The sequence below is a fragment of the Ruegeria atlantica genome (assembly GCF_013032005.1).
GTDB lineage: Bacteria > Pseudomonadota > Alphaproteobacteria > Rhodobacterales > Rhodobacteraceae > Ruegeria > Ruegeria atlantica_A.
Window position 1 is genome coordinate 1 of the sequence record NZ_WQBE01000008.1, and the last position, 26,450, is coordinate 26,450.

At 59.0% G+C, this 26,450-nt stretch carries 28 protein-coding genes; 19 read left to right on the forward strand and 9 right to left on the reverse strand.

Going from position 1 to position 26,450, the window contains the following annotated elements; translation table 11 throughout:
* The first annotated feature begins 274 nt into the window (after positions 1-274).
* From GOX21_RS14655 to GOX21_RS14665, 3 genes are all read left to right on the forward strand, one after another.
* Entirely contained in the window at positions 275-1,429 is a 1,155-nt protein-coding gene (locus GOX21_RS14655; protein ID WP_170378169.1) for a phosphoserine transaminase, read from the forward strand.
* Between the two features lie 58 nt (positions 1,430-1,487).
* The gene (serA, locus tag GOX21_RS14660) at positions 1,488-3,083 is read left to right on the forward strand and encodes a phosphoglycerate dehydrogenase (RefSeq protein ID WP_170378171.1); all 1,596 of its coding nucleotides are present in this window, start codon (positions 1,488-1,490) and stop codon (positions 3,081-3,083) included.
* 116 nt (positions 3,084-3,199) lie between these two features.
* Positions 3,200-3,928 carry a metallophosphoesterase family protein gene (locus tag GOX21_RS14665; protein ID WP_170378173.1) on the forward strand — a complete coding sequence of 243 codons (729 nt, stop codon included), beginning with the start codon at positions 3,200-3,202 and terminating at the stop codon, positions 3,926-3,928.
* Here GOX21_RS14665 and GOX21_RS14670 read toward each other — a convergent pair.
* The 3 genes from GOX21_RS14670 to GOX21_RS14680 all read right to left on the reverse strand — a co-directional run bounded on the left by GOX21_RS14670 (position 3,925) and on the right by GOX21_RS14680 (position 7,598).
* A complete protein-coding gene (locus GOX21_RS14670; RefSeq protein WP_170378175.1) occupies positions 3,925-5,442 on the reverse strand; it encodes a malonate--CoA ligase in 1,518 nt (505 codons plus the stop codon). The two genes, GOX21_RS14665 and GOX21_RS14670, sit on opposite strands and share 4 nt — an antisense overlap.
* A gap of 82 nt (positions 5,443-5,524) precedes the next feature.
* Positions 5,525-6,229 carry a GntR family transcriptional regulator gene (locus tag GOX21_RS14675; protein ID WP_170378177.1) on the reverse strand — a complete coding sequence of 235 codons (705 nt, stop codon included), beginning with the start codon at positions 6,227-6,229 and terminating at the stop codon, positions 5,525-5,527.
* Positions 6,230-6,242: 13 nt separating this feature from the next.
* Positions 6,243-7,598 (reverse strand): formimidoylglutamate deiminase, encoded by a 1,356-nt coding sequence (locus GOX21_RS14680; protein ID WP_170378179.1) that lies wholly within the window; start codon positions 7,596-7,598, stop codon positions 6,243-6,245.
* 82 nt (positions 7,599-7,680) lie between these two features.
* Between GOX21_RS14680 and hutI the strand changes: the two genes are divergently transcribed.
* The 8 genes from hutI (at position 7,681) to GOX21_RS14720 (ending at position 14,977) form a co-directional block, all read left to right on the forward strand.
* Positions 7,681-8,889: an imidazolonepropionase gene (hutI, locus tag GOX21_RS14685; protein ID WP_170378181.1), complete on the forward strand. Its 1,209-nt coding sequence runs from the start codon at positions 7,681-7,683 to the stop codon at positions 8,887-8,889.
* A complete protein-coding gene (gene hutH / locus GOX21_RS14690) occupies positions 8,886-10,415 on the forward strand; it encodes a histidine ammonia-lyase (RefSeq protein ID WP_170378183.1) in 1,530 nt (509 codons plus the stop codon). Before hutI ends, hutH begins: the two co-directional genes overlap by 4 nt.
* Positions 10,415-11,212 (forward strand): N-formylglutamate deformylase, encoded by a 798-nt coding sequence (gene hutG, locus GOX21_RS14695; RefSeq protein WP_170378185.1) that lies wholly within the window; start codon positions 10,415-10,417, stop codon positions 11,210-11,212. The genes hutH and hutG overlap by 1 nt, the downstream gene beginning before the upstream one ends.
* Positions 11,209-12,894 carry a urocanate hydratase gene (gene hutU, locus GOX21_RS14700; RefSeq protein WP_170351121.1) on the forward strand — a complete coding sequence of 562 codons (1,686 nt, stop codon included), beginning with the start codon at positions 11,209-11,211 and terminating at the stop codon, positions 12,892-12,894. The genes hutG and hutU overlap by 4 nt, the downstream gene beginning before the upstream one ends.
* Positions 12,895-12,964: 70 nt before the next feature.
* Complete coding sequence (gene serB / locus GOX21_RS14705) at positions 12,965-13,843, forward strand: phosphoserine phosphatase SerB (protein ID WP_170378187.1); 879 nt, start codon at positions 12,965-12,967, stop codon at positions 13,841-13,843.
* A 46-nt stretch (positions 13,844-13,889) separates the two neighbouring features.
* Positions 13,890-14,219, forward strand: a complete 330-nt coding sequence (locus tag GOX21_RS14710) for an ArsR/SmtB family transcription factor (RefSeq protein ID WP_170362806.1) — start codon at positions 13,890-13,892, stop codon at positions 14,217-14,219.
* Positions 14,207-14,632 (forward strand): SRPBCC family protein, encoded by a 426-nt coding sequence (locus tag GOX21_RS14715; protein WP_170351118.1) that lies wholly within the window; start codon positions 14,207-14,209, stop codon positions 14,630-14,632. The genes GOX21_RS14710 and GOX21_RS14715 overlap by 13 nt, the downstream gene beginning before the upstream one ends.
* A gap of 24 nt (positions 14,633-14,656) precedes the next feature.
* Positions 14,657-14,977 (forward strand): YciI family protein, encoded by a 321-nt coding sequence (locus GOX21_RS14720; protein WP_170378189.1) that lies wholly within the window; start codon positions 14,657-14,659, stop codon positions 14,975-14,977.
* 5 nt (positions 14,978-14,982) lie between these two features.
* Here GOX21_RS14720 and GOX21_RS14725 read toward each other — a convergent pair whose 3' ends face one another.
* Entirely contained in the window at positions 14,983-15,981 is a 999-nt protein-coding gene (locus GOX21_RS14725; RefSeq protein ID WP_170378191.1) for an asparaginase, read from the reverse strand.
* A gap of 178 nt (positions 15,982-16,159) precedes the next feature.
* Between GOX21_RS14725 and GOX21_RS14730 the strand changes: the two genes are divergently transcribed.
* The 5 genes from GOX21_RS14730 (at position 16,160) to GOX21_RS14750 (ending at position 19,656) form a co-directional block, all read left to right on the forward strand.
* The gene (locus GOX21_RS14730; protein WP_170351115.1) at positions 16,160-16,693 is read left to right on the forward strand and encodes an invasion associated locus B family protein; all 534 of its coding nucleotides are present in this window, start codon (positions 16,160-16,162) and stop codon (positions 16,691-16,693) included.
* 166 nt (positions 16,694-16,859) lie between these two features.
* Positions 16,860-17,027: a hypothetical protein gene (locus GOX21_RS14735; protein WP_170351114.1), complete on the forward strand. Its 168-nt coding sequence runs from the start codon at positions 16,860-16,862 to the stop codon at positions 17,025-17,027.
* Positions 17,028-17,150: 123 nt separating this feature from the next.
* Positions 17,151-17,528 (forward strand): lysozyme inhibitor LprI family protein, encoded by a 378-nt coding sequence (locus GOX21_RS14740; protein ID WP_170351113.1) that lies wholly within the window; start codon positions 17,151-17,153, stop codon positions 17,526-17,528.
* Positions 17,529-17,607: 79 nt separating this feature from the next.
* Positions 17,608-18,795: a 23S rRNA (adenine(2503)-C(2))-methyltransferase RlmN gene (gene rlmN, locus GOX21_RS14745; protein WP_170378193.1), complete on the forward strand. Its 1,188-nt coding sequence runs from the start codon at positions 17,608-17,610 to the stop codon at positions 18,793-18,795.
* Between the two features lie 234 nt (positions 18,796-19,029).
* Positions 19,030-19,656: a cytochrome P460 family protein gene (locus GOX21_RS14750; protein ID WP_170378195.1), complete on the forward strand. Its 627-nt coding sequence runs from the start codon at positions 19,030-19,032 to the stop codon at positions 19,654-19,656.
* Here the strand turns inward: GOX21_RS14750 and GOX21_RS14755 are convergent, their stop codons facing one another.
* Entirely contained in the window at positions 19,657-20,001 is a 345-nt protein-coding gene (locus tag GOX21_RS14755) for a hypothetical protein (protein ID WP_170378197.1), read from the reverse strand.
* The gene (locus GOX21_RS14760; protein ID WP_170351109.1) at positions 19,998-20,915 is read right to left on the reverse strand and encodes a DnaJ C-terminal domain-containing protein; all 918 of its coding nucleotides are present in this window, start codon (positions 20,913-20,915) and stop codon (positions 19,998-20,000) included. The genes GOX21_RS14755 and GOX21_RS14760 overlap by 4 nt, the downstream gene beginning before the upstream one ends.
* 147 nt (positions 20,916-21,062) lie before the next feature.
* Here GOX21_RS14760 and GOX21_RS14765 point away from each other — a divergent pair, with 147 nt between their 5' ends.
* On the forward strand, positions 21,063-21,452 hold the full coding sequence (locus GOX21_RS14765; protein ID WP_170378199.1) for a hypothetical protein: 390 nt from the start codon (positions 21,063-21,065) through the stop codon (positions 21,450-21,452).
* Here GOX21_RS14765 and GOX21_RS14770 read toward each other — a convergent pair.
* Positions 21,447-22,544, reverse strand: a complete 1,098-nt coding sequence (locus GOX21_RS14770; protein ID WP_170378201.1) for a cystathionine gamma-lyase — start codon at positions 22,542-22,544, stop codon at positions 21,447-21,449. The two genes, GOX21_RS14765 and GOX21_RS14770, sit on opposite strands and share 6 nt — an antisense overlap.
* Positions 22,545-22,547: 3 nt before the next feature.
* Entirely contained in the window at positions 22,548-23,390 is an 843-nt protein-coding gene (locus GOX21_RS14775) for a TIGR00730 family Rossman fold protein (RefSeq protein WP_170351106.1), read from the reverse strand.
* Between the two features lie 79 nt (positions 23,391-23,469).
* Here GOX21_RS14775 and GOX21_RS14780 point away from each other — a divergent pair, with 79 nt between their 5' ends.
* A complete protein-coding gene (locus tag GOX21_RS14780; protein ID WP_170378203.1) occupies positions 23,470-24,387 on the forward strand; it encodes a serine/threonine dehydratase in 918 nt (305 codons plus the stop codon).
* Between the two features lie 108 nt (positions 24,388-24,495).
* On the forward strand, positions 24,496-25,323 hold the full coding sequence (dapD, locus tag GOX21_RS14785; RefSeq protein WP_170378205.1) for a 2,3,4,5-tetrahydropyridine-2,6-dicarboxylate N-succinyltransferase: 828 nt from the start codon (positions 24,496-24,498) through the stop codon (positions 25,321-25,323).
* Between the two features lie 132 nt (positions 25,324-25,455).
* Here dapD and GOX21_RS14790 read toward each other — a convergent pair whose 3' ends face one another.
* Positions 25,456-26,103 carry a hypothetical protein gene (locus GOX21_RS14790; RefSeq protein WP_170378207.1) on the reverse strand — a complete coding sequence of 216 codons (648 nt, stop codon included), beginning with the start codon at positions 26,101-26,103 and terminating at the stop codon, positions 25,456-25,458.
* Positions 26,104-26,450 lie beyond the last annotated feature (347 nt).

Sequence of the window (26,450 nt, forward strand, 5' to 3'; positions counted from 1 at the left end):
CAACGCATATGGCGACAGAAACCTCGTCTGCACATGCCCACCAATGGACGCATACGAAGAAGCCGCAGAATAAACACAAAACACAAAACCCCGCCGGAATACCGGCGGGGTTTTTCGCCAATAGGAAACCTGTGTTCCAATTTGCGCACCCACCCTATGTCGTTTTCTGCGGGTGAACGGTCTTTTTTGCTTGCTGGATCTGCGAAGGCCTCATACCCCTGTCCGTGGGACACCCCTCCCCAACGAGGGGCGTGTATCTGGAAGGGTAATACACATGACCATCGAACAACCGGCAACGCGGCCGGCGAATCCGCGTTTTTCCTCGGGCCCCTGCGCCAAACCCCCCACATTTGATCTGTCCAAACTGGCCGATGCCGCGCTGGGTCGGTCGCACCGTGCAGTCGTTGGCAAGGACAAGCTGAAGGCGGCCATTGAAGGCACGCGCGAGGTGCTGGGCATTCCGGCAGATTACAAGATCGGCATCGTTCCCGCCTCGGACACCGGCGCGGTCGAGATGGCGCTGTGGTCGCTGCTTGGCGAACGCAAGGTCGAGATGCTGGCCTGGGAGAGCTTTGGCTCGGGTTGGGTGACCGATGTTGTCAAGCAGCTAAAGATCGACGCCGAGGTGAAAACGGCCGAGTACGGGCAGATCGTTGATCTCGCATCCGTCGATTTCGCCAATGACGTTGTGTTTACATGGAACGGCACCACCTCGGGTGTGCGGGTTCCCAATGGCAACTGGATTGCGGATGACCGTCAGGGTCTGATGATCTGTGACGCAACCAGCGCAGCCTTTGCGATGGACCTGCCCTGGGACAAGTTGGATGTCACCACCTTCAGCTGGCAGAAGGTACTGGGTGGTGAGGCCGCGCATGGGATGCTGATCCTGTCACCCCGCGCGGTGGAGCGGCTGGAGAGCTATACCCCTGCATGGCCGCTGCCGAAGATTTTCCGCCTGACCAAAGGCGGCAAACTGATCGATGGTATCTTTACCGGTGCCACGATCAACACGCCTTCGATGCTGGCGGTCGAAGATTACCTGTTCGCGCTGGATTGGGCGCGCTCGGTTGGTGGTCTGCAAGGGCTGATCGCCCGAGCTGATGCCAATGCCGGTGCGGTGCATGCATTCTGTGACCGGAACGACTGGATCGCCAATCTGGCCGAGGATGCTGCGACGCAGTCGAACACTTCGGTCTGCCTGAAGTTCACCGATGACCGCATTCAAGATGGCGCAGTCTTTGCCAAAGCCGTGGCGAAACGGTTGGAGGTCGAGAATATCGCGCTGGATATCGGCGCCTATCGCGACGCGCCTGCGGGCCTGCGCATCTGGTGCGGTGGTACGGTCGAAACCTCGGATATCGAGGCGATGCTGCCCTGGCTGGCCTGGGCTTTTGAGGCCGAGATCGCGGCGCAAACCGAAGCCGCCTGACCTTTTTCACCGGGCCCCATCAGGCCCGGACCTTCCCTACAATTCAAGGACCAGAGATATGGCCCCCAAAGTACTCGTATCTGACAAGCTCAGCGAAACCGCCGTTCAAATCTTCCGGGATCGCGGCATCGATGTGGATTTCATGCCGGATCTTGGCAAGGACAAAGACAAACTGGCCGAGGTGATCGGTCAGTATGACGGCCTTGCCATCCGTTCGGCCACCAAGGTCACGCCGACCCTGCTTGAAAAGGCTGACAACCTGAAAGTCATTGGCCGCGCTGGCATTGGCACGGACAATGTGGACAAAGAGGCTGCCTCGAAAAAAGGCGTGATCGTGATGAACACGCCTTTTGGCAACATGATCACAACGGCCGAACATGCGATTGCCATGATGTTCGCCGTTGCGCGGCAAATCCCCGAGGCCAGTACCTCGACCCATGCGGGTAAGTGGGAAAAGTCCAAGTTCATGGGAATCGAGCTGACCAACAAGACCCTTGGCGTCATCGGCGCGGGCAATATCGGCGGCATCGTTTGCGAACGCGCCTTGGGCCTGAAGATGAAGGTCATCGCCTATGATCCCTATCTGGGCGAAGAGAAAGCCGCCAAGATGGGCGTGGAAAAGGTCGAACTGGACGAACTGCTGTCGCGGGCAGACTTCATCACCCTGCACGTGCCGCTGACCGACCAGACCCGTAACATCCTGAGCCGCGAAAACCTGGCCAAGACCAAGCCGGGCGTGCGCATCGTCAACTGTGCCCGTGGTGGTCTGGTCGACGAAGAGGCGCTGGCCGAACTGCTGCAATCCGGTCACATTGCTGGCGCCGCCTTTGATGTGTTCAGCGAAGAGCCCGCCAAGGAAAACGCCCTGTTCAACCTGCCCAACGTCGTCTGCACGCCGCATCTGGGTGCGGCCACGACCGAGGCGCAGGAAAACGTGGCGCTGCAGGTGGCCGAGCAGATCTCGAACTATCTGCTGACAGGAGCGGTGGAAAACGCGCTGAACATGCCCAGCGTCACCGCCGAAGAAGCCAAGATCATGGGGCCGTGGATCAAGCTGGCCGGTCACTTGGGCAGCTTCATCGGTCAAATGACAGATGAGCCGATCAAGGCGATTAACATCCTCTATGACGGTGTCGCCTCCGAGATGAACCTGGCGGCTCTGAACTGCTCGGTCGTGGCGGGGATCATGAAGAAGTTCAACCCCGAGGTGAACATGGTCTCAGCTCCGGTAGTCGCCAAAGAGCGTGGCATTCAGATCTCGACCACCAACCAGGACAAGTCCGGTGCGTTCGAAGGCTACATCAAAGTGACCGTGGTGACCGAAAAACGCGAACGCTCGATCGGTGGCACGGTCTTCAGCGACGGCAAGCCACGTTTCATCCAGATCAAGGGTATCAATATCGAGGCCGAGGTGGGTGCGCACATGCTCTACACCACCAACGAGGACGTGCCGGGCATCATCGGTGCACTGGGTCAGACCATGGGTGACAATGACGTCAACATCGCCAACTTTACCCTTGGCCGGGCGGAAGCAGGCGGCGAAGCCATTGCGTTGCTTTACGTGGACGAGCCGGTCCCGGCCGAGGCGCGCGCCAAGCTGGCGGAAACCGGTCTGTTCACCCAGATCAAACCGCTGGAGTTCGACGTCGCCTAAGCAGTGTTGAATTTCTGGAACAATTCTTGCCCGCGCCCCTCAAGGCGCGGGTATTTTCTTTTCCTGACACGCATTTCGCGCCAAAAGCCGGGTACGCGTTTATCCGAGGGATTTTCATGACATCCGCCATCTACGCCATCGGCGATATCCACGGGCAGTTAGAGATGCTTGAAAATGCGCTGCACCTTATCGAACAGGACGGTGGGCGGGATGCGCGGATCGTGTTTTTGGGTGACTATGTAGATCGTGGGCCGGATTGTCGTGGCGTTCTGGACCTTTTGGTCGCTGGGCAAAAGGTCGGACGGAACTGGGTTTTTCTGTTGGGCAATCATGACCGGATGTTCGCCAGATTCATGCACGATGGTTCAACCGCCGAGGCCAAATTGCGGATCGGCGAGCACTGGCTGCATGCGCGTTTGGGCGGGACCGAGACGTTGGCGTCATACGGTGTGACGTACACCGAAGAAGAACGCGTTTACAAAATTCTCGACCGCGCAAGGGCAGCGGTGCCGTCGGACCATGTCGACTTTCTGAACCGGTTGGTGACGTACCATCACCAAGATGAGGTTCTGTTCGTCCATGCCGGGATTCGCCCCGGTGTATCGCTGGCCGATCAGACCGAGGAAGACCTGATCTGGATACGGGGCGAGTTTCTGGATGATCCGCGACCGCACCTGTGGCTGGTGGTCCATGGGCACACACCTGCGGAACAGGCTGAGCATCGCGGTAACCGGATCAATCTGGACGGAGGTGCCGGGATGGGGCGACCGTTGGTTCCGGCGGTGTTTGAGGGCCGGGATTGCTGGCTGCTCACCAACGATGGCCGTGTGCCGCTGATCCCTTAACCCTTGGTGAACAGGTCCTTGTAATCCTCACGCAGGAAATTCTTTTGCACCTTGCCCATCGCGTTGCGGGGCAGCTCTTCCAGCACGATCAGTTTGCGCGGGTGTTTGAACCGGGCCAGCGAGTTCTGCACGTTTGCCAGAATGGCCTCGGGGTCCAGTGTCTGTCCCGGCTCGGGTACCAGAATGCCGACCGGTGTTTCGCCGAAATCCGGGTGCGGCACGCCGATCACGGCGCTTTCCAACACGCCCGGCTGGTCATCCAGAACCAGCTCAACCTCTTTGGGGTAAATGTTGTACCCGCCTGAGATGATCAGGTCCTTGCCGCGCCCGACGATATGGACATACCCGTCCGCATCCAAACGCCCCAGATCGCCGGTGATGAAAAACCCGTCATCGCGCAGCTCGGCGGCGGTTTTCTCGGGCATTTGCCAATAGCCCTGAAACACGTTGGGGCCGCGCACCTCAAGCATGCCGATCTCACCCTGCGGCAAGTCTGCACCAGTTTCAGGGTCGGTCACCTTCAGTTCGACGCCGGGCAGGGGAAAGCCTACCGTGCCTGGACGACGTTCGCCGTCATGGGGGTTCGAAGTGCTCATGTTGGTCTCGGTCATGCCGTACCTCTCAAGGATACGGTGGCCAGTGCGCGCCTCGAACCGCTCATGGGTCTCTGCCAGTAACGGCGCCGAGCCCGAGATGAACAAACGCATGTGCCGGGTCAGATCGCCGGTGAACCGCTCATCGCCCAGTAAGCGGGTGTAAAAGGTTGGAACTCCCATCATCGTCGTGGCCTGCGGCATCAGCCGCAACATGCCTTCAAGATCGAATTTCGGCAAAAAGATCATCGACCCGCCCGCGAACAGCGCCACATTTGTCGCCACGAACAGCCCGTGCGTGTGAAAGATTGGCAGCGCATGCAGCAGCACGTCATCCGCCGTGAACCGCCACTCCTGCACTAGCGTTTCAGCGTTTGACAGCAGATTGGCATGCGTCAGCATCGCGCCCTTCGATCGTCCCGTTGTACCCGAAGTATAAAGGAATGCGGCCAGATCATCCTCGGACCGCTGGACCGGCTCAAACGCGGGTAACATCCCCAGCGCCCGCCGCATAAGGCTTCCCGAACCATCGGCGTTGAGCGTCTCTAACCGGGCGTCTTGGGCGGCGGCGATGGGGGCCAGCCCCTGTTCTTTTGCGGCGTCACAGACAACCAGTTTCGCACCGCTGTTTTCGATGAAATATTGCAACTCGGCCGTGGTGTATCCGGTATTCAGTGGCAGAAAGATCAATCCGGTCTGCACGCAGGCAGCATAGAGCGCCAGCGCCTGGGGCGATTTTTCCACCTGTACGGCCACGCGTTCACCGGGCTCAAGTTCGTATCCGCTTAGGGTATTGGCGATCTGCGCGGCCATGTCCAGAAAATCGGCATGGGTCAGGATCTGACCATCAGGAAGATGAAGAAACGGTGTGTGTTTGCCCGCGTGAATGCCAAACAGCCGTTCGTACAGCGGGTTACCCATTTCGTCTTTCCTTTGCGTCTGCTCAATCTTGGGTGAATCTGTATCGGATTGAGCAGAGGGTAAAGAGAAATCCGGGCGCGGTTTAGAATTGCGTGGTCATGCGATACCCGGCGGCAAAGAACATCTTGGCAAAGGTCACGGGCTGACCCTGCAACCAGGTGATGCGCTCTCCGGTAAAGACGGGTTCTCCTTCGGGGACGTCCAGAAACCCGGCGAGTGTTGTATCGGCACGGCTGGCCAGAAAACTCAGTTCGACATTGGTGAAGGGCAGGGTCTGGATCAGCCACTCATTCGGTCCGATCTGCGAGAAATCTGCCTGCTCCACCTGCGGGACCGAGGCCGTGACGATCCAGCGATCCTCAAACTGAAACGGCGTGTTGCCGTTGAAATGCATGCAGCGAACATGCATCACGCTTTGCTCCTCAGACAGAGCCAATCGGGCGCTTAGCCATTCCGGAGCAGTCTCTAACTTAGAAGAAACCAGCGCATAGCGATACGTGCCGCCCATCGCCTCAACCTCGTCCCGGACCATGGGGATGGTGAAACGGGCCTGTCGCTGCGGTGCGCTCAACACCCGCGTACCAGCCTTGCGCCGGCGTTCCAGATAGCCCTCGTCAGCTAACTCCCGTAGGGCGCGGTTCACTGTTGTGCGGGTGCAGGAAAACTCGACCGCAAGATCCTGTTCGTTGGGCAACAGAGAGTCGGGCTGCCACTCGCCCGATCGGATGCGGGACAGAACGGTTTTCTTGATGTCTTTGTAGCTGGTGGTGTCACTGGATTGGGGCATGATGACCGTTCCTTTAGACCGAGGCCAGCAGGCCCGCAATCGCGGATCTATAGGCGGATAAGATCTGATCACGTGCGACGTGCCGGCCCTGTTTCACCATGTGGCGTCCGGCAGACCACAAGTCAGTTACCAGTCCATCAGGGGCGGCAAAACACAGTCCATCCAGCAATTGATCGTCCGTCAATGCGCAGAGCGTCGGGTGGGTCCGGTCAATGGCCAGCAGATCAGCTAACTTGCCCTCGGCAATCTCACCGGCGTCACGTCCAAGCGCTTGGGCCCCACCTCGCGCGGCACCGGTAAAAAGCGCATGCCCGACCGAGCCTTCGCCCGGTACTAGGACGGCACGTTGATGATCGCGCAAACGTTGGGAGTATTCCAGGGTGCGCAGTTCCTCTGGCAAGGAAATCTTAATATTAGAGTCTGATCCGACCCCAAATCGTCCGTTTTCTGCGACGTAGGTCGCGCCGTTGAAAATACCATCGCCCAGATTGGCCTCGGTGATCGGGCACAGCCCCGCCACAGCACCGGACTGGGCCAGCGTGCGGGTTTCGGCATCGGTCATATGGGTGGCATGGATCAGACACCACCGCGCGTTCACGTCTGCATTGTCCAGCAGCCAGGCCACCGGACGCTGGCCCAACGCGGATTGTACGTCGGCGACTTCCTGAACCTGTTCGGCGATATGGATATGGACCGGACCCTTGGGTGTGTTTTGCAGCAGTTCGCGCAGGTCTGTCGGTGAAGTTGCGCGCAAGGAATGTGGCGCAACCCCCAATATAGAGTCAGTGTGTGGCAGTTTATTACGGCAATCATCCACCAAATTCAAAAACCGGGACACATCATTGCTGAACCGCAACTGCCCACCTGACAGCGGGTCCTGCGCAACGCCGCCATAGGTGTAGAGGACCGGTAAATGAGTCAGACCGATCCCTGACTGGTGTGCGGCGGAAAAGATACGCTGGCTTAGTTCCGAGAGTTGATCGTAGGCCGCGCCGCCGGGTTGGTTATGGACATAGTGGAATTCACCGACCGAGGCATACCCGGCCTCCTGCATCTCCATGAAAACCAGTGCGGCGATGGCTTCGATCTGGTCGGGCGTCAACCGATCCAGAAAGCGATACATCAGGTTGCGCCATGTCCAGAAACTCTCGCGTCCGGCCATGCGGGTTTCCGTCATGCCCGCCATGGCCCGTTGAAAGGTGTGGCTGTGCAGGTTTGCCAAAGCGGGCAAAAGAACGTCAACGCGCGTATCATCGGGCAATGCCGACGCCTGGTACTGCACCCGGCTGATACGCCCATGGTCGATTTCTACTCGCACATCGTGAACCCAATCAGAGCCTAATAAAGCTGTCTTGGCATGAATCTGCATTTTGATTTCCATAATGTGTAGACTTCATATCTTTACACCTATACATAAAAATCAAACAAGAGGGGAGCCGAAAAGAATCGCCATGACCAGAAAAGCGGTCTTACTCAGCGCCAGGATGGCCACGATGTCAGAAGGGGGCACGCCCTATGGGCTGTGTCGGGATGCAGCGATCGCCGTTAACGGGGCAAAGATTGTCTGGGTCGGTGAACGCCAGGACCTGCCGCCGGAATATGCTGATTGGCCGGTCGAGGATTTCGGTGAACGGTTGATCACTCCGGCGCTGATTGACGCGCATACCCATGTGGTGTTCGGCGGAAACCGCGCAACTGAGTTTGAAATGCGGCTGAATGGCGCCTCATACGAGGACATCGCCCGTGCCGGGGGTGGTATCCTCTCCACGGTCAACGCCACGCGGTCCGCCAGCGCTGAGATGCTTTTGTCAGATGCTCTAACCCGCGTGGACGCCCTGATTGCCGAGGGTGTCAGCACCCTTGAGGTCAAGTCGGGCTATGGGTTGGATACCGAGACCGAATTGAAGATGCTGCGCGTTGCCCGCCGGATCGGTGAAACCCGCCCTATCCGCGTCAAAACCAGCTTTCTGGGCGCACATGCAGTGCCGCCGGAATATGCCGAATGCCCCGACGACTATATTCGCGAGGTCTGCATCCCAACCCTGCGCGCGACCCATGCCGAGGGGCTGGTGGACGCGGTGGATGGGTTCTGCGAAGGAATCGCCTTTAACCCCGCACAAATCGCCCTGGTTTTTGATGTGGCGCAAGAGCTGGGCCTGCCGGTGAAACTGCATGCCGAGCAGTTGTCCAATCTGGGGGGGGCGCAACTGGCGGCCTCTTACGGGGCTTTGTCGGCGGATCACATCGAATACCTGGATGCCAATGGTGTATCAGCCATGGCAAAGGCCGGAACCACGGCCGTGCTGTTGCCGGGCGCGTTTTACACACTGCGAGAAACGCAGGTGCCACCCGTTGATCTGCTGCGCCAGCATCAAGTGCCAATGGCTTTGGCGACTGACTGCAATCCCGGTTCTTCGCCGCTGACCTCGCTGCTGCTGACCATGAACATGGGCTGCACACTGTTTCGTCTTACGCCTGAAGAGGCGCTGGCTGGTGTCACCCGCAACGCCGCGCGCGCGTTGGGGATCAACGATGCGGGCACTCTCGCGCCGGGGCATAGGGCGGATCTGGCGATCTGGAATGTCACTCATCCGGCGGAACTGGCCTATCGCGTCGGCTTCAACCCACTGCATAAACGTCTTTTCGGAGGGATCGAATGACGTCTCTGATTTTGCAGCCCGGTCAGGTTTCTTTGGCGCAACTGGCCGAGATCTATTGGGATCAAACGGTTGTTTCACTGGATTCTGACTGCAAGCCCGCAGTCGATGCGGCGGCGCTACGTATTCAGGCGGCGGCTCGGGGCAATGACCCCGTCTATGGCGTCAATACCGGTTTTGGGAAACTGGCCAGCCTCAAAATCGCGCCACAGGACACCTCGACCCTGCAGCGCAACCTGATCCTCAGCCATTGTTGCGGTGTTGGTCCCGCCATACCGCAAAGGCTGACCCGGCTGATGATGACACTCAAGCTGTTGTCCTTCGGTCGCGGTGCATCGGGCGTGCGGAGGGAGCTGATCGAGCTGTTGCAGCAGATGCTGGCCCGCGGGGTCACTCCGGTGATCCCGGCACAGGGTTCGGTTGGGGCATCGGGCGACCTGGCGCCGTTGGCCCATATGACCGCAGTGGTCATTGGCGCGGGCGAGGCCGAGGTGAACGGCACTGTCCTGCCGGGGGCTGAAGCACTGAAAACAGTTGATTTAGAGCCAATTCAACTGGGTCCCAAGGAAGGATTGGCCTTTATCAACGGCACGCAGTTTTCAACCGCCTTTGCTTTGGCTGGGTTGTTCGAGGCTTGGCGTGCGGCGCAAAGTGCGCTGGTTGTTTCGGCTTTGTCGACCGATGCGATCATGGGGTCCACCGCACCCCTGCGGCCTGAAATTCACACTTTGCGTGGTCATCGTGGCCAGACCGAAGCCGCCAGCGCCATGCGCGCCGTGCTGGACGGGTCGGAAATTCGGGAAAGTCACCGTGAGGGCGACACCCGCGTTCAGGATCCTTATTGCATCCGCTGTCAACCGCAGGTCACGGGCGCAGCAATGGATGTATTGCGGCAGGCCGCCGCCACGCTTGAGGTTGAGGCCAACGCAGCCACCGACAATCCGCTGGTTCTGGCCGACGGGATTGTCTCGGGAGGGAATTTCCATGCTGAACCTGTAGGGTTCGCCGCTGATATGATCGCGCTGGCCGTGTCCGAGATCGGTGCTATCGCGCAGCGTCGCATTGCCTTGATGGTGGACCCGACACTCAGCTTTGATTTGCCGCCTTTCCTGACACCTGATCCGGGGTTGAATTCTGGCCTGATGATTGCTGAGGTCACCACCGCCGCATTGATGAGCGAGAACAAGCACCTCGCCAATCCCTGTGTCACCGACAGCACCCCCACCTCGGCCAACCAGGAGGATCATGTTTCGATGGCGGCCCATGGTGCGCGGCGCCTGATCCGAATGGTCGAGAATTTGAACTACATTCTTGGTGTGGAACTACTGTGTGCAGCTCAAGGGGTTGAATTTCGCGCGCCTCTGGTCACCAGCGGGCCTTTGCAGCAGGTCATTGCTCGGTTGCGGGCTGACATTCCGGCCCTGACCGAAGATCGTTATTTGGCCCCTGAGTTGGAGACCGCGAAACAACTGGTAGCCGGGGCGTCGATCCTACGGGCCGTTGGCACCCCAATGCCCGAGGTGGTGTGATGCAGGTGGTTAGCGTGCATCGCGGGGATGGCCCTATCGTCTTGGGACAACCGCATGGCGGGACCTATGTGCCGGATGACATTGCAGATCGTCTCAATGACACTGGGCGTGCATTGGCGGACACGGATTGGCATATAAACAGGCTCTATGAAAAGCTTTTGAGTGGTGCGACGGTGGTTCAGTCGCATGTTCATCGCTATGTCATCGACGCCAATCGCGATCCCGACGGTGTTTCGCTTTACCCAGGGCAAAACACGACAACGCTGGTGCCATTGACCGATTTCGATGGGCAACCGATCTGGCGCGACGGGCAGGAACCGTCAGAGGATGAGATCGGTCAGAGGCGCGAAACCTTCCATGCACCCTATCATGCCGCACTTGCCGAAGAGTTGGAGCGCGTGCGGGCAAAGCACGGCGTGGCTGTTCTATTCGATTGCCACTCTATCCGCAGTCGCATTCCATTTCTGTTTGAAGGCATGTTGCCCGACATGAATATCGGGACGGATGGGGGAGTGACGTGTGTGCCAGAAGTAGAGTCTATTGCTCATGAGTTTGCCGCATCATCGCCCTACAGCACCGTTTTGAACGGGCGGTTCCGGGGTGGCTGGTCGACCCGCCACTATGGCCGTCCGGCCGACGGTCTGTACGCCATACAGATGGAACTGGCGCAATCCACTTACCTGACAGCCGAGGCCGCCCCGTGGAGTTATGATACTGCCAAGGCCGACCGCCTGCGTCGTTGGCTGCGCGATATTCTTGAAGCCATCCAAGACACTGCATTGGAGACGATCCCATGACCGACCCTCGCAAGAACACGCGCGATATCTATCCGCCGACAGGCCCCGAGCTGAACGCCAAAAGCTGGCTGACTGAGGCCCCGCTGCGGATGTTAATGAACAACCTGCACCCGGACGTGGCCGAAAACCCGCATGAACTGGTGGTCTATGGCGGTATCGGCCGCGCGGCCCGCACATGGAAGGATTTCGACACTATTGTGGACGGTTTGAAGGATCTGGAAGAGGACGAAACCCTGATCGTTCAATCCGGCAAGCCGGTCGCCATTGTGCGGACGCACAAGGACGCGCCCCGCGTGCTGATCGCCAATTCCAACCTAGTGCCCCATTGGGCAACCTGGGATCACTTCAACGAGCTCGATAAAAAGGGTCTGATGATGTACGGCCAGATGACGGCCGGTTCGTGGATCTACATTGGCACTCAAGGCATCGTTCAGGGTACGTACGAGACTTTTGCTGAGGCAGGACGTCAACACTATGGCGGCGACTTGACCGGCAAGTGGATTCTGACCGGGGGCTTGGGTGGCATGGGGGGCGCGCAACCGCTGGCCGCCGTTTTTGCCGGTGCCTGCTGTCTGGCGGTCGAGTGTAACCCAGACAGTATCGATTTCCGCCTGCGCACCAAATACCTCGACGAAAAGGCCGAGACTCTGGACGAAGCGCTGGAGATGATCGATCGTTGGACCAAAGCGGGCGAGGCAAAATCCGTGGGCCTGTTAGGTAACGCGGCTGAGGTGTTCCCAGAAATCTTCAAAAGAGGAAACGAGGGCATCCGCCCGTTTCCCGATATTGTCACCGATCAGACCAGCGCCCATGATCCGATCAACGGCTACCTGCCAATTGGTTGGTCCATGGCGCAGTGGCGTGAAATGCGTGAAACAGACCCTAAAGCAGTGGAAAAGGCTGCTCGGGCGTCGATGAAACAACACGTCGCCGCGATGGTTGATTTCTGGAACGCGGGCGTGCCGACGCTGGATTACGGTAACAACATCCGGCAGGTGGCACAGGATGAGGGGTTGGAGAACGCTTTTGCCTTCCCCGGTTTCGTTCCCGCCTATATCCGTCCGCTGTTTTGCAAAGGCATCGGTCCGTTCCGCTGGTGTGCGTTGTCAGGCGACCCCGAGGATATCTATAAGACCGACGCCAAGATGAAAGAGCTGTTCCCCGAGAACGAACATCTGCACCGCTGGCTCGACATGGCGCAGGAACGGATTGCGTTTCAGGGCCTGCCTGCGCGGATTTGCTGGATCGGGTTGGGCGACCGCCACCGCGCCGGGTTGGCGTTCAATGAGATGGTCGCCAATGGCGAGTTGAAAGCGCCGGTCGTGATCGGCCGGGATCACTTGGACAGTGGATCTGTCGCCAGTCCTAACCGCGAAACCGAGGCGATGTTGGACGGGTCTGACGCCGTAAGCGATTGGCCGCTGCTGAATGCTCTGATCAACACCGCCAGCGGCGCGACCTGGGTCTCGCTGCATCACGGTGGTGGGGTCGGCATGGGGTTCTCTCAACATGCGGGTGTGGTGATCTGTGCCGATGGTACCGAGGACGCGGCCCGACGGTTGGAACGGGTGCTGTGGAACGATCCGGCCTCGGGCGTGTGGCGGCATGCGGATGCGGGGTATGACATTGCAAAGGATTGCGCCCGCGCCCATGGGCTGCGATTGCCTGGCATTCTGGGGTAAACATATCAACTGTCTCTGGTGAATTGGCGGCCCCTGCGTTATGCGCGGGGGAGCCTGCAGGAGACCGATGATGTACGTAGCCACTCTGTTGACCAATCCGAACATGCCGAAGCTCGAGCAGGCTTTGGTCGAGTCGTTGTGCAACGCGTGGGGCGGGGGCGATCTGGTTTGGCTCAGCGAAGATGAGGCGGCGCAGTTCACGTTTCCCGAGCTGCCTGATAATCAGTGGGACGTCTGGGCAGAGCTGCAGTTGTTAGAGGTCGACCTGATCGTGCAGCCGTTCGGGAAACGCCGCAAGCTGATGCTGCTGGCCGATATGGACAGCACCATGATCCAGCAGGAATGTATTGACGAACTGGCCGATGAGGCGGGCGTGGGCGATCGCGTCAAAGAGATTACCGCGCGGGCCATGAATGGTGAGCTTGATTTCGAAGGTGCGCTGATTGAACGTGTCGGCCTATTGAAGGGCCTGGATAAGGCGGTGATCGACAAGGTTCTGAACGAACGCATTACATTGATGCCGGGCGGTAAGGAACTGGTTGCGACGATGCGCCTGAACGGGGGCTATGCGGCCCTGGTGTCGGGTGGGTTTACGGCCTTCACCGCGAGGGTGGCTGATCTGCTTGGCTTTGATGAAAACCGCGCCAATACATTGCTGGCCGAAAACGGCAAGCTGACCGGTGATGTACAGCGCCCGATTCTGGGCAAACAGGCCAAGGTGGATGCGCTGGCGCAGATTACCAAGCGGCTGGGCCTGTCCGAGGCCGACGTGATTGCCGTGGGCGATGGCGCCAATGATCTGGGCATGCTGAGCCGGGCCGGAACCGGTGTGGCGCTACATGCCAAACCTTCGGTCGCCGCCAAATGCGATATTCGGATCAATTACGGAGATCTGACTGCTTTGCTGTACCTGCAGGGCTATTCCCGCGCGGCCTTTACCGAGGTCTGATCGCAAGGGGCTTCCCTTTATTTAACAAAAATGTTAAACAATGGTCATGAACACGCTTCTGACCGCATTTTCGGCATTGTCCGATGCCACCCGATTCTCGATCGTCGAGCAGTTAATGCAAGACGGTGAACTGCCCGCTGGTGACCTGATCGAAGGTCGCGGCATGTCCGGGGCCGCGATCTCGCGCCATCTGAAGGTGTTGCGCGCCGCCGGGCTGGTGCAGCAACGGGTGCAGGGCAGTCAACGCATGTATTCCATCCAGCCCGAGGGGCTGCGGACCATCGCGGAATGGACCATCTCGAAACGGCAATTCTGGGAAAGCAGCCTCGACCGATTGAACGATTTGATTGAAAGGGAGAATTCATGGCCGACCTGAAATTGGAACGCGCGTTTCCCACATCCCAGGAAAACCTGTTTGCCTGGATCAGCGATGGTGCAAAGCTGTTGCAGTGGTGGGGCCCCGAAGGGATGCATGTGCCCGAACATGATTTGGATTTTTCACGCCTTGGGCCGTGGCACTCGGTCATGGTGAATGCTGAAGGGCAGCGATACAAAGTATCCGGGCAGGTGACCCATGTTGATCCGCCGAATTCAGTGGGGTTCACCTGGGCCTGGCATGACGATCAGGATCAGCGCGGAGCGGAAAGCCACGTGACGCTGACGGTCACAGCGACGGAAGCTGGTGCAAAGCTGGTTCTTGATCACCGCGAATTGGCCGATGCCGAGGTCGCGGCCAACCACAATCAGGGTTGGACTTCGTCACTGCGCAAGCTGGAAGCTCAGTTTTAAGATTTTCATTAGGGAGGAAGAGAAATGCCTCAGTTCTTGTTTGTCTATCACGGTGGTCACACCCCAACCGACCCCGCCGAAATCGAAGCGACCATGGCCGCCTGGGGCGCATGGTTCCAGAATTTGGGCGATGCGCTGGACATCCCCGGCAACCCGGTGGGCCAGTCCTATACCGTCAGCAACAGCGGTGTCGTCGACAATGGCGGTGCCAACCCGGCCTCGGGGTTCACGGTCATCAGGGCCGACAGCATCGACGCCGCCAACGAGATGGCCAAGGGCTGCCCCATGGTCGTCAACGGATCAGGCTCGGTCGAAGTGGCCGAGATTCATCCGATCGAGATGTGATCGCCTTAGCCGGGGAAACCCGGCGCAGGCTTGATGATGCCGCATTCCAGCCCGCGGCGGCTGTACTGAATGGCGTTCATGAATTTGCGGGTGGCCGGGTGTTCGGCCTCCAGCACACCCAGATGGACCAGAATGGATGCGATGGCACATTCAGCGGCACGCGTGGTGCCGTCTGTGATCTTCAGTGCCACGCCCATGCGTTTTTCCGGAATGATGGCGATGAAAACAGCTTCGGCCCCGGTCTTGATCGCGGCGCGGCCCTCCATCGCGCGCATCAGTTCGGTACAGGCGCGGCTTTCGCCGGCAACCAGTTCGGGATGCTTGATCATCGCAGCGGTCAATTGCTGCGCCGCGTCGCTGGCCCGGTCCGACCGGTCGGCGGCCGAGGCAAACCACGCCATCGATCGCGCCAACCCCACCAGCGAGGTGGCAAAGTTCGGCGCTGAACATCCGTCTATCCCATAGGCGGGGCTGGCCTCACCGGTTGTTTCTTCGATGGCTGACAGACAGGCCTGCTGAACTGGGTGGTCGATTTCCAGATACTCCGGCCCGGCCCCCATATGCTGGGCCACGGTCAGGAACCCGCAATGCTTGCCCGAGCAGTTATTGTGAATCTGGCAAGGCGTGTCGTCGGCCAGAATCAATCCGTCGCGCGCGGCCATATCCTGCGGCTCTTGCGGGCCGCAGCGCAGATCATGTTCGGACAGGTTCAGATGGTCCAACCAGGCGGTCACACGGTCAGTGTGGATATGCGCGCCGCTGTGTGAGGCGCAAGCCAGTGCCAGATGCTCGCTGTTCAGCCCATATTTCGCCGCGGCGCCTGAGGTGATCAGCGGCAGACCTTGGATCATCTTGGCCGAAGAGCGGGGGTAGATAATCGCATTTGGATCACCCCAGCATTGTACGATCTGGCCACTGTCATCGCAGATCACCGCGTGGCCCAGATGCAGGCTTTCCAACAAGGGACCGCGCCATAGTTCTGTCATTGGTACCGGCTGCGTCATCAGGCCTCTCCGTAATATGCGCAAAATTCTGCCAATCGCCCTTTCGCCTGTGGCGAAACCTGCGTTAGTGTGTGTATGTCGACAATCATCGGAATACGCAACTTACAGACGAACCGGCAGGGTGCGCAGGCTTTTCCGATGGGTATGAGGTAATAGGTCGAGCTAGGAGGCTGGACAGATGGGATTGAAACTCGTCCGTGTAATCGCGGGCCTGTGCATGGCAGGGATGGCCACTACGGCAACCGCTCAGCAGGCGTCAAGCACCAACCGTGTGGCAGCCAAAACCGATTGGAGCGTGTTCGTCGAAGACGATCCCACCGAATGCTGGAGCGTGTCTGCACCCAAGGAAACCGTCAACACACGCGGTGGCCGGGTGGTCTCGGTCCGCCGCAGCGATATCCTGCTGTTCGTGTTCTATCGTCCCAACGCCGAGGTGAAGGGGCAAGTGACCTTTACCGGCGGCTATCCGTTCGCGGCAGGCTCAACCGTCAATCTTGAAATCGACGGGACCGAGTTTGAACTGATCACCGAAGGCGAATGGGCCTGGCCTGCAACCGAAGGCGAAGACCTCAAGGTGGTTGCAGCGATGAAGCGGGGCACTGAGGCTGTTCTGACCGCCCGGTCCGAGCGTGGGACGCAGACCAAGGACACATTCTCGTTGCTGGGTTTCACGGCAGCGATCGAAGACGCCGAGAAACGCTGCACAAACTGATACGTATCTGAAGACACGCGAGACCCCGTCATTTGGCGGGGTTTTCTTTTTTTGAAGCGCCAAGTGTCGGCTTTACGCCACGTCTGTCTGCAAGTTTGATCCGTATCAAAGCGAGCCTCCGACATTTTTGAACTAATTAGTTCAGCTGAATAGAAGGAGCTTACGAATGCTGAATAAGCCTATTGTTGCGCTGATGATGGCAGTCGCCGTGTTGTTGAGCGCGTGTGAAAAAGATTCTGAAACCTACCCCGTATCCGGTGAGCAATGTGGGCCAGAGGATCCGGTAAAAACTTTGGATGCAGCAGATTGCGATATCCTGCCAGCGGGCATCTGAAGCGGCTTACCTGATAGCATTGATTTCGGCCGCATCGGCGTTGACGGTGCGGCCAATCTGTATTTGGGGCGCAGTAGTTCGCGTGCTACCGTCGGCAGTGGGAACCTCTGGCAGGAGCGAGTTATGCGGTATGTATTGATCACATTGTTGTTTTCCTCTGCGGCACTGGCAGACCCAACGTTGGAATGTTCAGACGCAAGTTCTCAGGTGGAAATTGGGGCGTGTGTTGGCGAGATGGAAGATCGGGTCAGTCTGGCGCTGGAGGAGAGCTACGGATTTGCCATGCAATCGGCCAAAGAGTTGGACGAGATCACCGAGCGGGTGGTGGCGCAGCCCGCCTTGGAAGCTTCGCAATCAGCCTGGGCAAGCTACCGCGATGCGCAGTGCGAAGCGGTGGGCGCTTCCTATGGCGGAGGGTCCGGTACTGGCATCGCCATCACCGCGTGCCGGGTCGATCTGGGACGCGCGCGTGTGGACGAGTTGCTGCGCTTTGCGAATTGATTGATACGATTCCTTTTGATCTTTGCCAGCGATCCTATATAGAGGCGCATCCCAAGCCAGAATCCGTTGAGATAACCACATGTCGCCCAAAGCGCCGATCACTCAAGATGTCATGACCATCCCCCGCAAATTGCCCGAGGGGAAGATTAACCTTGTCGGCCTGACCCGCGCCCAGCTGCGTGAGGTTTTGATCGAACATGGCACACCGGAAAAGCAGGCCAAGATGCGCACCGGTCAGATCTGGCAGTGGATTTATCAATGGGGTGTGCGCGACTTTGCCGAGATGACCAATCTGGCCAAGGCCTATCGCGCACAACTGGCCGAAAACTTCGTGATCGAAATCCCTGAGGTTGTAACGCGTCAGGTGTCCGAGGACGGCACCCGCAAATACCTATGCCGCATCGCGGGCGGGCACGAGGTTGAGGTCGTGTACATCCCCGAAGAAGATCGCGGCACGCTGTGCATTTCATCTCAGGTGGGTTGCACGCTGACCTGTTCCTTCTGCCACACCGGCACGCAGAAACTGGTGCGCAACCTGACCGCGGCCGAGATTGTCGGTCAGGTCATGATGGCGCGCGACGATCTTGAGGAATGGCCGGTTCCCGGCGCGCCTAAAGACGAAACACGCCTGCTGTCGAACATCGTTCTGATGGGCATGGGTGAGCCGCTGTATAATTTCGAAAACGTCCGCGACGCGATGAAGATCGCCATGGATCCCGAGGGGATTTCCCTGTCGCGCCGCCGCATCACCCTGTCGACCTCGGGTGTTGTGCCTGAAATCGCGCGCACGGCTGAGGAAATCGGTTGTCTGCTGGCGATCTCGTTCCATGCCACCACGGATGAAACCCGTGACGTGTTGGTGCCGATCAACAAGCGCTGGAATATCGAGGAACTGCTGGGTGCGCTGGCCAGCTATCCGAACGCATCGAATTCCGAACGGATCACCTTTGAATATGTGATGCTGGATGGCGTGAACGACAGAGACGAGGATGCGCATCGCCTGATCGACCATATCAAGCGTCATAACATCCCGGCCAAGATCAACCTGATCCCGTTCAATGAATGGCCGGGCGCACCGTACAAGCGCAGCTCGAACAATCGCATCCGGGCCTTTGCGAATATCATTTACCAGGCGGGTTACGCCTCACCCATCCGCAAGACGCGGGGCGAGGATATCATGGCGGCTTGTGGTCAATTGAAATCGGCCACGGAACGCGCCCGAAAATCGCGCAAACAGATCGAGGCCGAAGCCGGGGTGAAAAGCTGAGGCGTGTTATTGTCGCCAAGTGGTCGACAATAAATAAATTCTCGCCTTGCTGTTCTTTGCATTCGAAATTTGGTATGTTTTAAGCGTCGGGGCTGGATCGGCGCATGTCACTCTTGCGCACAAAGCGGTGAAAGCCGTGGTCTGGCCGTGGCGCGTTTGTTCAGGGCCGCTATCTTATTTCAAACATGATAGGCGGCGTTCAGGCGAACCTTAAGAAACAGGTAGGCCATCCATATGTTTTTACGATTTAAACGTGTGTTTTCAATCTCACTGACAGTGCTGTCAATTTCGGGGTTGTCCGCAACCGACGGGTTTGCGCAATCAACTGGTGAGGACGCGCATATTGCCATCGAGAATCCAGCGGATTTGTCCAAGGGGGAAGCATTGCGCATCTATGAATCCCTGCAGCGGCGCATGGCGCGGGGTTATGGCGCTGCACAGCTGGATTTGCTCCTGAATTATCAGAACTGGCCATTGTTCAACGATGCGCCCTATATCTCGGCCACCCATGGTCAGCGGTATGTGAACAGCTATGCTAATCGCATGGCTCATAACTACGGAACGCTGGCCGAGGGGGAAAAGCTGCCCAAAGGCTCGGTTTTGGCCAAGGACAGCGTGACCGTCACGGATGAAGGCAATATCCATCCCGGCGCTTTGTTCGTAATGGAAAAGCTGGCCCAAGGCGAAAGCCCCGACACGGGTGACTGGCGTTATATCATGGTGATGCCGGACGGATCGCTGTTCGGGGACACGATGGGTGCGCGCGCAAATTCGGTCGCCTATTGCCATGATTGCCACGAGGCGGTGGCCGACCGGGACTACACCTTTTTCGTGCCCGAAGAATACGTCGTCGACAATTGATCAACTGCGCTTGAGGCGGGCGGCTCCGATCACCTCGATCAGGGTCTGACGCACGGGTTCGGGCTGCGCTTCAACCGCGTTCAGCACCTCGCGCAGTTCTGCGCGCAGGCCGTGCATCTGGTCGATCAGCGAAATCATCATCGACAGCGCGTCGGGTTCCATCTCGTATTGCTCATGCAATTCGCAGGCCAGTTCCAGACGGGCGACGTCGAGGCTGTGATAGACCAAGCCCTTATCGGTTTGTTCGGGGATCACGATCTCGGCGGCCAAGTATTCGGTCAACCGGGTCGAGGTCAGGCGGGTGACGGTTGCGATCAGCTGCTCTTCGGTCAGAGTGCGGGTCATGACGGCATTCCTTTACGCGGATCATAACTGTGGCTCTCGCGCCATGTCTCCATGAATTGCTTTAGGTCTTCGTCGATCTGTCCGGGCATCGCGATGGTCAGTTCGATCAGCTGATCGCCGCGCTCGGTTGAGCCGCGTTTCTTGACCCCTTTGCCGCGCAGGCGCAGTGTCTTGCCGCTGCTGGTGCCCGCAGGAACGCTGACATTAACGCCACCGTCGATGGTGGGTGCAGGGACCTTGCCGCCCAGAATAGCCTCATCAATCGTGATCGGCAGAGTGATATGTATGTCGTCGCCCTGACGATCGAAGACGGGGTGTTTGGCAACCGAGACGGTCACTAGAGCATCACCCGGCGGCCCGTCGCCAAAGCCCGGGTCGCCTTTGCCGCGCAGGCGGATGGTTTGGCCGTCGGTGATGCCAGCGGGAATCTTGACCTCGATCCGGTCGCCATCGGGCAGGGTAAGTTTCTGGCTGGCCCCAAAAACCGCATCCAGAAAACTGATCTGCAGGCTGTAGCCTCGATTGTGCCCCGGCGCGTGGAATTCATGGGTGCGCTGGCCGTATCCGCCACGGCCCCGCATGAACTCGGCAAAGATGTCCGACATGTCATCGGGGTCTGCAGCCTGTCCCCGATAAGGGTTCCCGGCGGCCTCAGCGTAGTCGCGATAATAATGCTGCTGCGGGCGTTCCTGACCCGAGGCGTCAATCTCACCATTGTCGAATTGCGCCCGCTTTTCGGGGTCTTTGAGCAAGTCGTAAGCGGCGGCTGCCGCCTTAAACTTGGCTTCGGCCTCGGCATCGCCGGGCTTTAGATCCGGGTGGCATTCCTTGGCGATACGCCGATAAGCCTTTTTGATTTCGGCGGCGCTGGCGTCTTTGGCGACACCAAGGGCGGAATAGGGATCGTCGCTCATCTCACCTCTCGCGGGTCGGGCTGAACAGGTTGGTTTTATCATGCGATTTCAAGGACCCAAAAGGAAGAGGCTTTTGAAACCGCTCGCAAAACCCCGAAAGTCTGCTAACATATGCACGTTTCGAATTATTTTCTGACGGAGACCCCCATGACGCGCAGAATCAAATCCGCCTTGGCCCTGCTGGCCGGCAATGCCATCGGGTTGCTACTGGCCACGCTGCTGCTGTCAGGGTTTGCGATCAAGCCGATCTCTTTCATCGTCGTGGTGATCGTCTTTACGCTGGTGCAGGTGGTGGCCGAGCCGCTGATCCTGAAGCTGGGCGAGAAAAAAGCACCCGCGCTGAAAGGCGGCATCGCGCTGATCGTTACCTTTGTGGGCTTGCTGATAACCGATCTTGTCACTGCCGGGTTGACGGTTGGAGGTATCTCGAACCTGTTGGCGGCCACGCTTCTGGTCTGGCTGGGGGCGCTGATCGCCAGCATAGTGCTGCCGATCTATGTGTTTACAGAACTGCGTGAGCCCAAGAAAAAATCATAGCGCGTTCAGGCTGATTTCAATCGCCTGCCACAGTTCCTCGACCGGTTCACAGCCGACAGACAGGCGGATGAAGGCGGGGTCGACATCGTCGCCCCAGCGCGCGCGGCGTTCTGCTGAACTGTGGACGCCACCAAAGGAGGTTGCGGGACGCAACATCGGGCAGGCGTTGATAAAGGCCTCGGCCTTGGCCTCGGTCTCAAGCGTGATCGACAGCAGGAACCCAAACCGCGACGTCTGTGCCGTGGCCAGCGCATGCGATGGATCGCTAGGCAGTCCGGGATAGCGGATTTGCCGGACCGACGAGTGGACGGCCAACCGTTCGGCCAGCACCTGCGCCGAGGAACACATGCGGTCGAACCGCACATCCAGCGTTTCCAGTCCGCGATGCAACAGCCAAGCCTCATGCGGGCCGGGGATCGCCCCAGAAACGCGGCGCCATTCTACTACCCGTTCCATAATCTGTGCATTGCGGCTGGCCACGTGGCCCATCAACAGGTCGGAATGCCCACCCATGGCTTTCGTATCCGAGGCCACAACCACGTCGATGCCCATATCCAGCGGGCGCTGGCCCAGCGGGGTCAGGGTCGTGTTATCAGCAATCGTGATCCCGCCCGCTACACGTACAGCAGTGGCGATAGTAGGCAGGTCCAGCATGTCCAGTCCGGGGTTTGAGGGGCTTTCGACAAAGACCACATCAAAGCCGTCAAACCCGCCCTCGGTAAAGGTGGCCGTCGGGCGTTCGGTGACCGTTACACCCAGCCCGGACAGGAACTGATCGGCCAGCACGCGCGTAACATAGTACCCATCCGACGGAATCAGCAGGTGCGACCCGGCCTTTAGTGTCGCAAACAATGCGGCTGAAATTGCCCCCATGCCAGACGGAAAAGTCAGGCAGGGCGCACCTTCAAGATGGGCCAGCACATGTTCCAGATGCTCCCAAGTGGGGTTGTCGACTCGGCCGTATGTGGGCAGGCCGTCCGTCACGCCCGGCAGATGATACATACTGCTTTGGGTCAGCGGCAGCGTCACCGGCTCGCCCGCGTTCAAGGCATTGCCGCGCAGGTGCAGCATCTCTCCGGTCTTCGGGGCCATGGCTCAGCGTCCCGGTATTTCGTCGCGGGGCGGGGCGGGTTCCCAGTTCTCGATGATCTCGACCGCCTCTTGCGCCGTGTCGACAAACCGGAACAGATCAAGGTCTTCGTCCGAGATGGTGCCCGCATCGGCCAGCGCCTCCCAGTTGATAACCTTTTCCCAGAACTCGCGGCCAAACAGCAGGAAGGGCACGCGCTCCATCCGACCGGTTTGGATCAAGGTCAGGGATTCGAACAGCTCATCCATGGTACCGAATCCGCCGGGAAAGATGGTGATGGCGCGGGCGCGCATCAGGAAGTGCATCTTGCGGATGGCGAAATAGTGGAAGTTGAAGCTGAGCTCGGGGGTCACGTATTCGTTCGGCGCTTGTTCGTGCGGCAACACGATGTTCAGGCCGATGGAACAGCCGCCCGCATCCTGCGCGCCGCGATTCCCCGCCTCCATCACGCCGGGGCCACCGCCGGTGACGATGACGTTCTCGCGGCAGCCGGTTTCATTGGATTTCTCGGTCATCAGCCGGGCGAATTCGCGGGCCTCGTCATAGTACTCCGACAGGTTGGCCAGCGTCTGGGTCCGGGCGGTGTGTTTCTGCGACGGCTCGGGAATACGCGCACCACCGAACATGACGATGGTCGAGGTGATCTCACGCTCGGTCATGAGCATCTCGGGTTTCAGCAGTTCTAGCTGCAGGCGAACCGGGCGCAGCTCATCGCGGCACAGGAAATCGTCATCGGCAAAGGCAAGGCGATACGCGGGCGAGCGCGTTTGCGGCGTGTCCGGCACCTCGCTCGCGGTCGAGCGGTCGGTCTGCGCGTCGCGGAAAGGGCTGAGGCGGTCTTCTCTCATGTGTAATGGTTCCCTGCTTGCGTGTTCTTGAAACAGCTATAGGGTTCGCGGGCAGAGTGCCAGTCACGGAAGAACAAGAATGAATTGGAAGAGTGAAATATTGGCGGCCGCCGACCGAATCAACGGCTATGCGCAGGTGACGCCGGTGATGGAAAGCAAGGCTTTGGGTCTTGATTATCCAGTTGAGATGAAGCTGGAACATCTGCAACATACCGGCAGTTTTAAGGCGCGTGGGGCGTTCAATACATTGCTCAGCCGGGATGTGCCCAAGGCGGGCATCGTGGCGGCGTCCGGCGGCAATCATGGTGCGGCGGCGGCTTATGCAGCGGGTGCCTTGGGCTATCCAGCCAAGATTTTCGTGCCGGAAATGGCGGGGCCGTCCAAGATCGCGCTGATCGAACGGACGGGCGCGGATCTGAGCGTGGTGCCGGGCGAATACGCTAACGCGCTGACCAGGGCGCAAGCGCATGAGGATGCAACAGGTGCGATGCAAATCCACGCCTATGACGCGCCCGCAACCGTAGCCGGGCAGGGCACCTGTTTCGCCGAGTGGGAGGCGCAGGGTCTGCAGGCCGACACGGTTTTGATTGCCGTCGGCGGCGGCGGATTGATTGCAGGCGCACTGGGCTGGTTGCAGGGCGCGCGCAAGGTTGTGGCGGTCGAGCCCGAAACCTCAAGCGCGCTGAACGCGGCACTTCAGGCCGGAGAGCCTGTGGATGTTACCGTTTCGGGTATTGCCGCCAATGCGCTGGGCGCGCGGCGGATCGGGTCGATCTGTTTCGGACTGGCGCAGGGGCTGGCATCGGTTCTGGTCAATGACGAGGCCATCGCCGAAGCCCAGCAGGTTCTGTGGCGCACGCATCGGATTCTGGTAGAGCCAGCGGGCGCGACCGCATTGGCTGCGCTGCTGTCTGGTGCCTATCAGCCGGAACCCAATGAGCGTGTGGCGGTGCTGGTTTGTGGCGGGAACCTCTCGCCGGACCCATTGAAAGGCTGAAACTGCAGCAATCAGCCGCAAAGCGCGCATTCTGCGTCGCATTGCGGCCTGTCCCCTGCTTGCGTATAGGCAACACCAACGTGAACAGATTCTGCAGGGAGCCGCCAAATGTCCAACGCGCAACTGGAAGCCGCTATCGAAGCCGCCTGGGAGGCACGCGATACCATCACCCCCGCCACCTCTGGCGAACAACGCGAAGCGATCGAAGATACGCTGAACGCGCTGGACAGCGGTTCTCTGCGTGTGGCCGAAAAGATGGACAGCGGCGACTGGCATGTGAACCAGTGGGCCAAAAAGGCGGTTCTGCTGGGCTTCCGCATCAAGGACATGGAGATTCAGTCGGGCGGTCCGCAGGCCGGCGGCTGGTGGGACAAAGTGGACAGCAAATTCGCCGGTTGGGGTGACGACCAGTGGCGCACCGCCGGGTTCCGCGCCGTGCCGAACTGCGTGGTTCGCAAATCCGCCTATGTCGCGCCCGGCGTGGTGCTGATGCCGTCTTTCGTGAACCTGGGCGCTTATGTCGACGAGGGCACCATGGTCGACACCTGGGCCACCGTGGGATCCTGCGCACAGATCGGCAAGAATGTACACCTGTCGGGCGGCGTCGGCATCGGTGGTGTGTTGGAACCGATGCAGGCAGGCCCCACCATCATCGAAGACAATTGCTTTATCGGCGCGCGCTCTGAGGTGGTCGAAGGCTGCATCGTGCGCGAAGGCTCAGTTCTGGGCATGGGTGTGTTCATCGGTAAATCGACCAAGATTGTTGACCGCGAAACCGGCGAGGTCACATATGGCGAAGTGCCGCCCTATTCGGTGGTTGTTGCCGGATCGATGCCATCAAAGAACAATATCAGCCTGTACTGCGCTGTGATCGTGAAACGTGTGGATGAAAAGACCCGCTCGAAAACCGGGATCAATGAATTGTTGCGGGACTAACAGGTAAGAAAAAAGATAATGCCCGAACCACGTTCGGGCATTTCATTTGTTTAAGCTCGGTTATCGAGCGATCTGATTGTTGGCGTCCGCGAGCTATATTCTCGTCATCTGACCAACACCAGATAAGCTTAGTTAGCGATCTTCGCCTGGACGTTCGACTGCGCTGCCATTTTCTTCGCCGCTAGTGTAGCCACTGCCGTTGGATTCACCGTCGTCTCCGCCGCCGGATTCACCGCCGTCATTGGGTTCACTGCCGTCATCGCCATCGTTGGGTTCACTGCCATCGTCACCGCCGGATTCACCGCCGTCATTGGGTTCACTGCCGTCATCGCCACCACCGGAACTGTCGCCGTCATCGCCACCACCGGAACTGTCGCCTTCATCGCCGCCACCGGAGCTGTCGCCTTCATCGCCGCCACCGGAGCTGTCGCCTTCATCGCCGCCACCGGAGCTGTCGCCTTCATCGCCGCCACCGGAGCTGTCGCCTTCATCGCCGCCACCGGAGCTGTCGCCTTCATCGCCGCCACCGGAGCTGTCGCCTTCTTCGCCGCCGCCGGAGCTGTCGCCTTCTTCGCCGCCGCCGGAGCTGTCGCCTTCATCGCCGCCACCGGAGCTGTCGCCTTCATCGCCGCCGCCGGAACCGCCACCTTCTTCGCCGCCGCCGCTGGCTTCAGCTTGCACAGAGTTGGTGGATGCGATTGTCACAACAAAAGCTGCGGGAGCCAGAGCTAGAACGGACACACTTGCCACGGTAGTTAGGAGTTTAGACAAAGTACTCATTGAACTTTCCTTTGTTAAAAAATTGCGACCAATAGTGTTGGGTATTCTAAATTTCGCATGCCATACCTCGTATCGACCTAAAGATGTGGCGCTGCCGTAAGCTAATTTCCGCGCAAATAAACCCGGGCTGTCGGCGAAATTGTACCGATTTCAACCATGCGGATTCTCAATAATATTCCTGTCAATCCAGTGGGGAAATTTTTGCTAGTAACGTGTGTCAATTTTGCATGAAGGCGGAAGCCTGTTGGCTTTGATGCAACGTATTTCGGTTGCCCACAAATCGAATCAGGTCTTGCTGCCGGATCGTTCTATCAGTTGACCATGCCTTGTTGCGCCCGTAATGCAGG

What these genes read in the sequence shown, in the direction of transcription:
- GOX21_RS14730 (WP_170351115.1), top strand. Translation starts at nt 16,160, where the DNA reads ATGGGATTGAAACTCGTCCGTGTAATCGCGGGCCTGTGCATGGCAGGG.
- GOX21_RS14715 (WP_170351118.1), top strand. Translation starts at nt 14,207, where the DNA reads ATGGCCGACCTGAAATTGGAACGCGCGTTTCCCACATCCCAGGAAAAC.
- GOX21_RS14720 (WP_170378189.1), top strand. Translation starts at nt 14,657, where the DNA reads ATGCCTCAGTTCTTGTTTGTCTATCACGGTGGTCACACCCCAACCGAC.
- GOX21_RS14680 (WP_170378179.1), bottom strand. Translation starts at nt 7,598, where the DNA reads ATGCAGATTCATGCCAAGACAGCTTTATTAGGCTCTGATTGGGTTCAC.
- GOX21_RS14710 (WP_170362806.1), top strand. Translation starts at nt 13,890, where the DNA reads ATGAACACGCTTCTGACCGCATTTTCGGCATTGTCCGATGCCACCCGA.
- GOX21_RS14740 (WP_170351113.1), top strand. Translation starts at nt 17,151, where the DNA reads ATGCGGTATGTATTGATCACATTGTTGTTTTCCTCTGCGGCACTGGCA.
- GOX21_RS14780 (WP_170378203.1), top strand. Translation starts at nt 23,470, where the DNA reads ATGAATTGGAAGAGTGAAATATTGGCGGCCGCCGACCGAATCAACGGC.
- serA (WP_170378171.1), top strand. Translation starts at nt 1,488, where the DNA reads ATGGCCCCCAAAGTACTCGTATCTGACAAGCTCAGCGAAACCGCCGTT.
- GOX21_RS14750 (WP_170378195.1), top strand. Translation starts at nt 19,030, where the DNA reads ATGTTTTTACGATTTAAACGTGTGTTTTCAATCTCACTGACAGTGCTG.
- rlmN (WP_170378193.1), top strand. Translation starts at nt 17,608, where the DNA reads ATGTCGCCCAAAGCGCCGATCACTCAAGATGTCATGACCATCCCCCGC.
- GOX21_RS14665 (WP_170378173.1), top strand. Translation starts at nt 3,200, where the DNA reads ATGACATCCGCCATCTACGCCATCGGCGATATCCACGGGCAGTTAGAG.
- GOX21_RS14775 (WP_170351106.1), bottom strand. Translation starts at nt 23,390, where the DNA reads ATGAGAGAAGACCGCCTCAGCCCTTTCCGCGACGCGCAGACCGACCGC.
- GOX21_RS14655 (WP_170378169.1), top strand. Translation starts at nt 275, where the DNA reads ATGACCATCGAACAACCGGCAACGCGGCCGGCGAATCCGCGTTTTTCC.
- GOX21_RS14675 (WP_170378177.1), bottom strand. Translation starts at nt 6,229, where the DNA reads ATGCCCCAATCCAGTGACACCACCAGCTACAAAGACATCAAGAAAACC.
- GOX21_RS14755 (WP_170378197.1), bottom strand. Translation starts at nt 20,001, where the DNA reads ATGACCCGCACTCTGACCGAAGAGCAGCTGATCGCAACCGTCACCCGC.
- GOX21_RS14770 (WP_170378201.1), bottom strand. Translation starts at nt 22,544, where the DNA reads ATGGCCCCGAAGACCGGAGAGATGCTGCACCTGCGCGGCAATGCCTTG.
- GOX21_RS14670 (WP_170378175.1), bottom strand. Translation starts at nt 5,442, where the DNA reads ATGGGTAACCCGCTGTACGAACGGCTGTTTGGCATTCACGCGGGCAAA.
- hutU (WP_170351121.1), top strand. Translation starts at nt 11,209, where the DNA reads ATGACCGACCCTCGCAAGAACACGCGCGATATCTATCCGCCGACAGGC.
- GOX21_RS14765 (WP_170378199.1), top strand. Translation starts at nt 21,063, where the DNA reads ATGACGCGCAGAATCAAATCCGCCTTGGCCCTGCTGGCCGGCAATGCC.
- GOX21_RS14790 (WP_170378207.1), bottom strand. Translation starts at nt 26,103, where the DNA reads ATGAGTACTTTGTCTAAACTCCTAACTACCGTGGCAAGTGTGTCCGTT.
- hutH (WP_170378183.1), top strand. Translation starts at nt 8,886, where the DNA reads ATGACGTCTCTGATTTTGCAGCCCGGTCAGGTTTCTTTGGCGCAACTG.
- hutI (WP_170378181.1), top strand. Translation starts at nt 7,681, where the DNA reads ATGACCAGAAAAGCGGTCTTACTCAGCGCCAGGATGGCCACGATGTCA.
- GOX21_RS14760 (WP_170351109.1), bottom strand. Translation starts at nt 20,915, where the DNA reads ATGAGCGACGATCCCTATTCCGCCCTTGGTGTCGCCAAAGACGCCAGC.
- serB (WP_170378187.1), top strand. Translation starts at nt 12,965, where the DNA reads ATGTACGTAGCCACTCTGTTGACCAATCCGAACATGCCGAAGCTCGAG.
- GOX21_RS14725 (WP_170378191.1), bottom strand. Translation starts at nt 15,981, where the DNA reads ATGACGCAGCCGGTACCAATGACAGAACTATGGCGCGGTCCCTTGTTG.
- hutG (WP_170378185.1), top strand. Translation starts at nt 10,415, where the DNA reads ATGCAGGTGGTTAGCGTGCATCGCGGGGATGGCCCTATCGTCTTGGGA.
- GOX21_RS14735 (WP_170351114.1), top strand. Translation starts at nt 16,860, where the DNA reads ATGCTGAATAAGCCTATTGTTGCGCTGATGATGGCAGTCGCCGTGTTG.
- dapD (WP_170378205.1), top strand. Translation starts at nt 24,496, where the DNA reads ATGTCCAACGCGCAACTGGAAGCCGCTATCGAAGCCGCCTGGGAGGCA.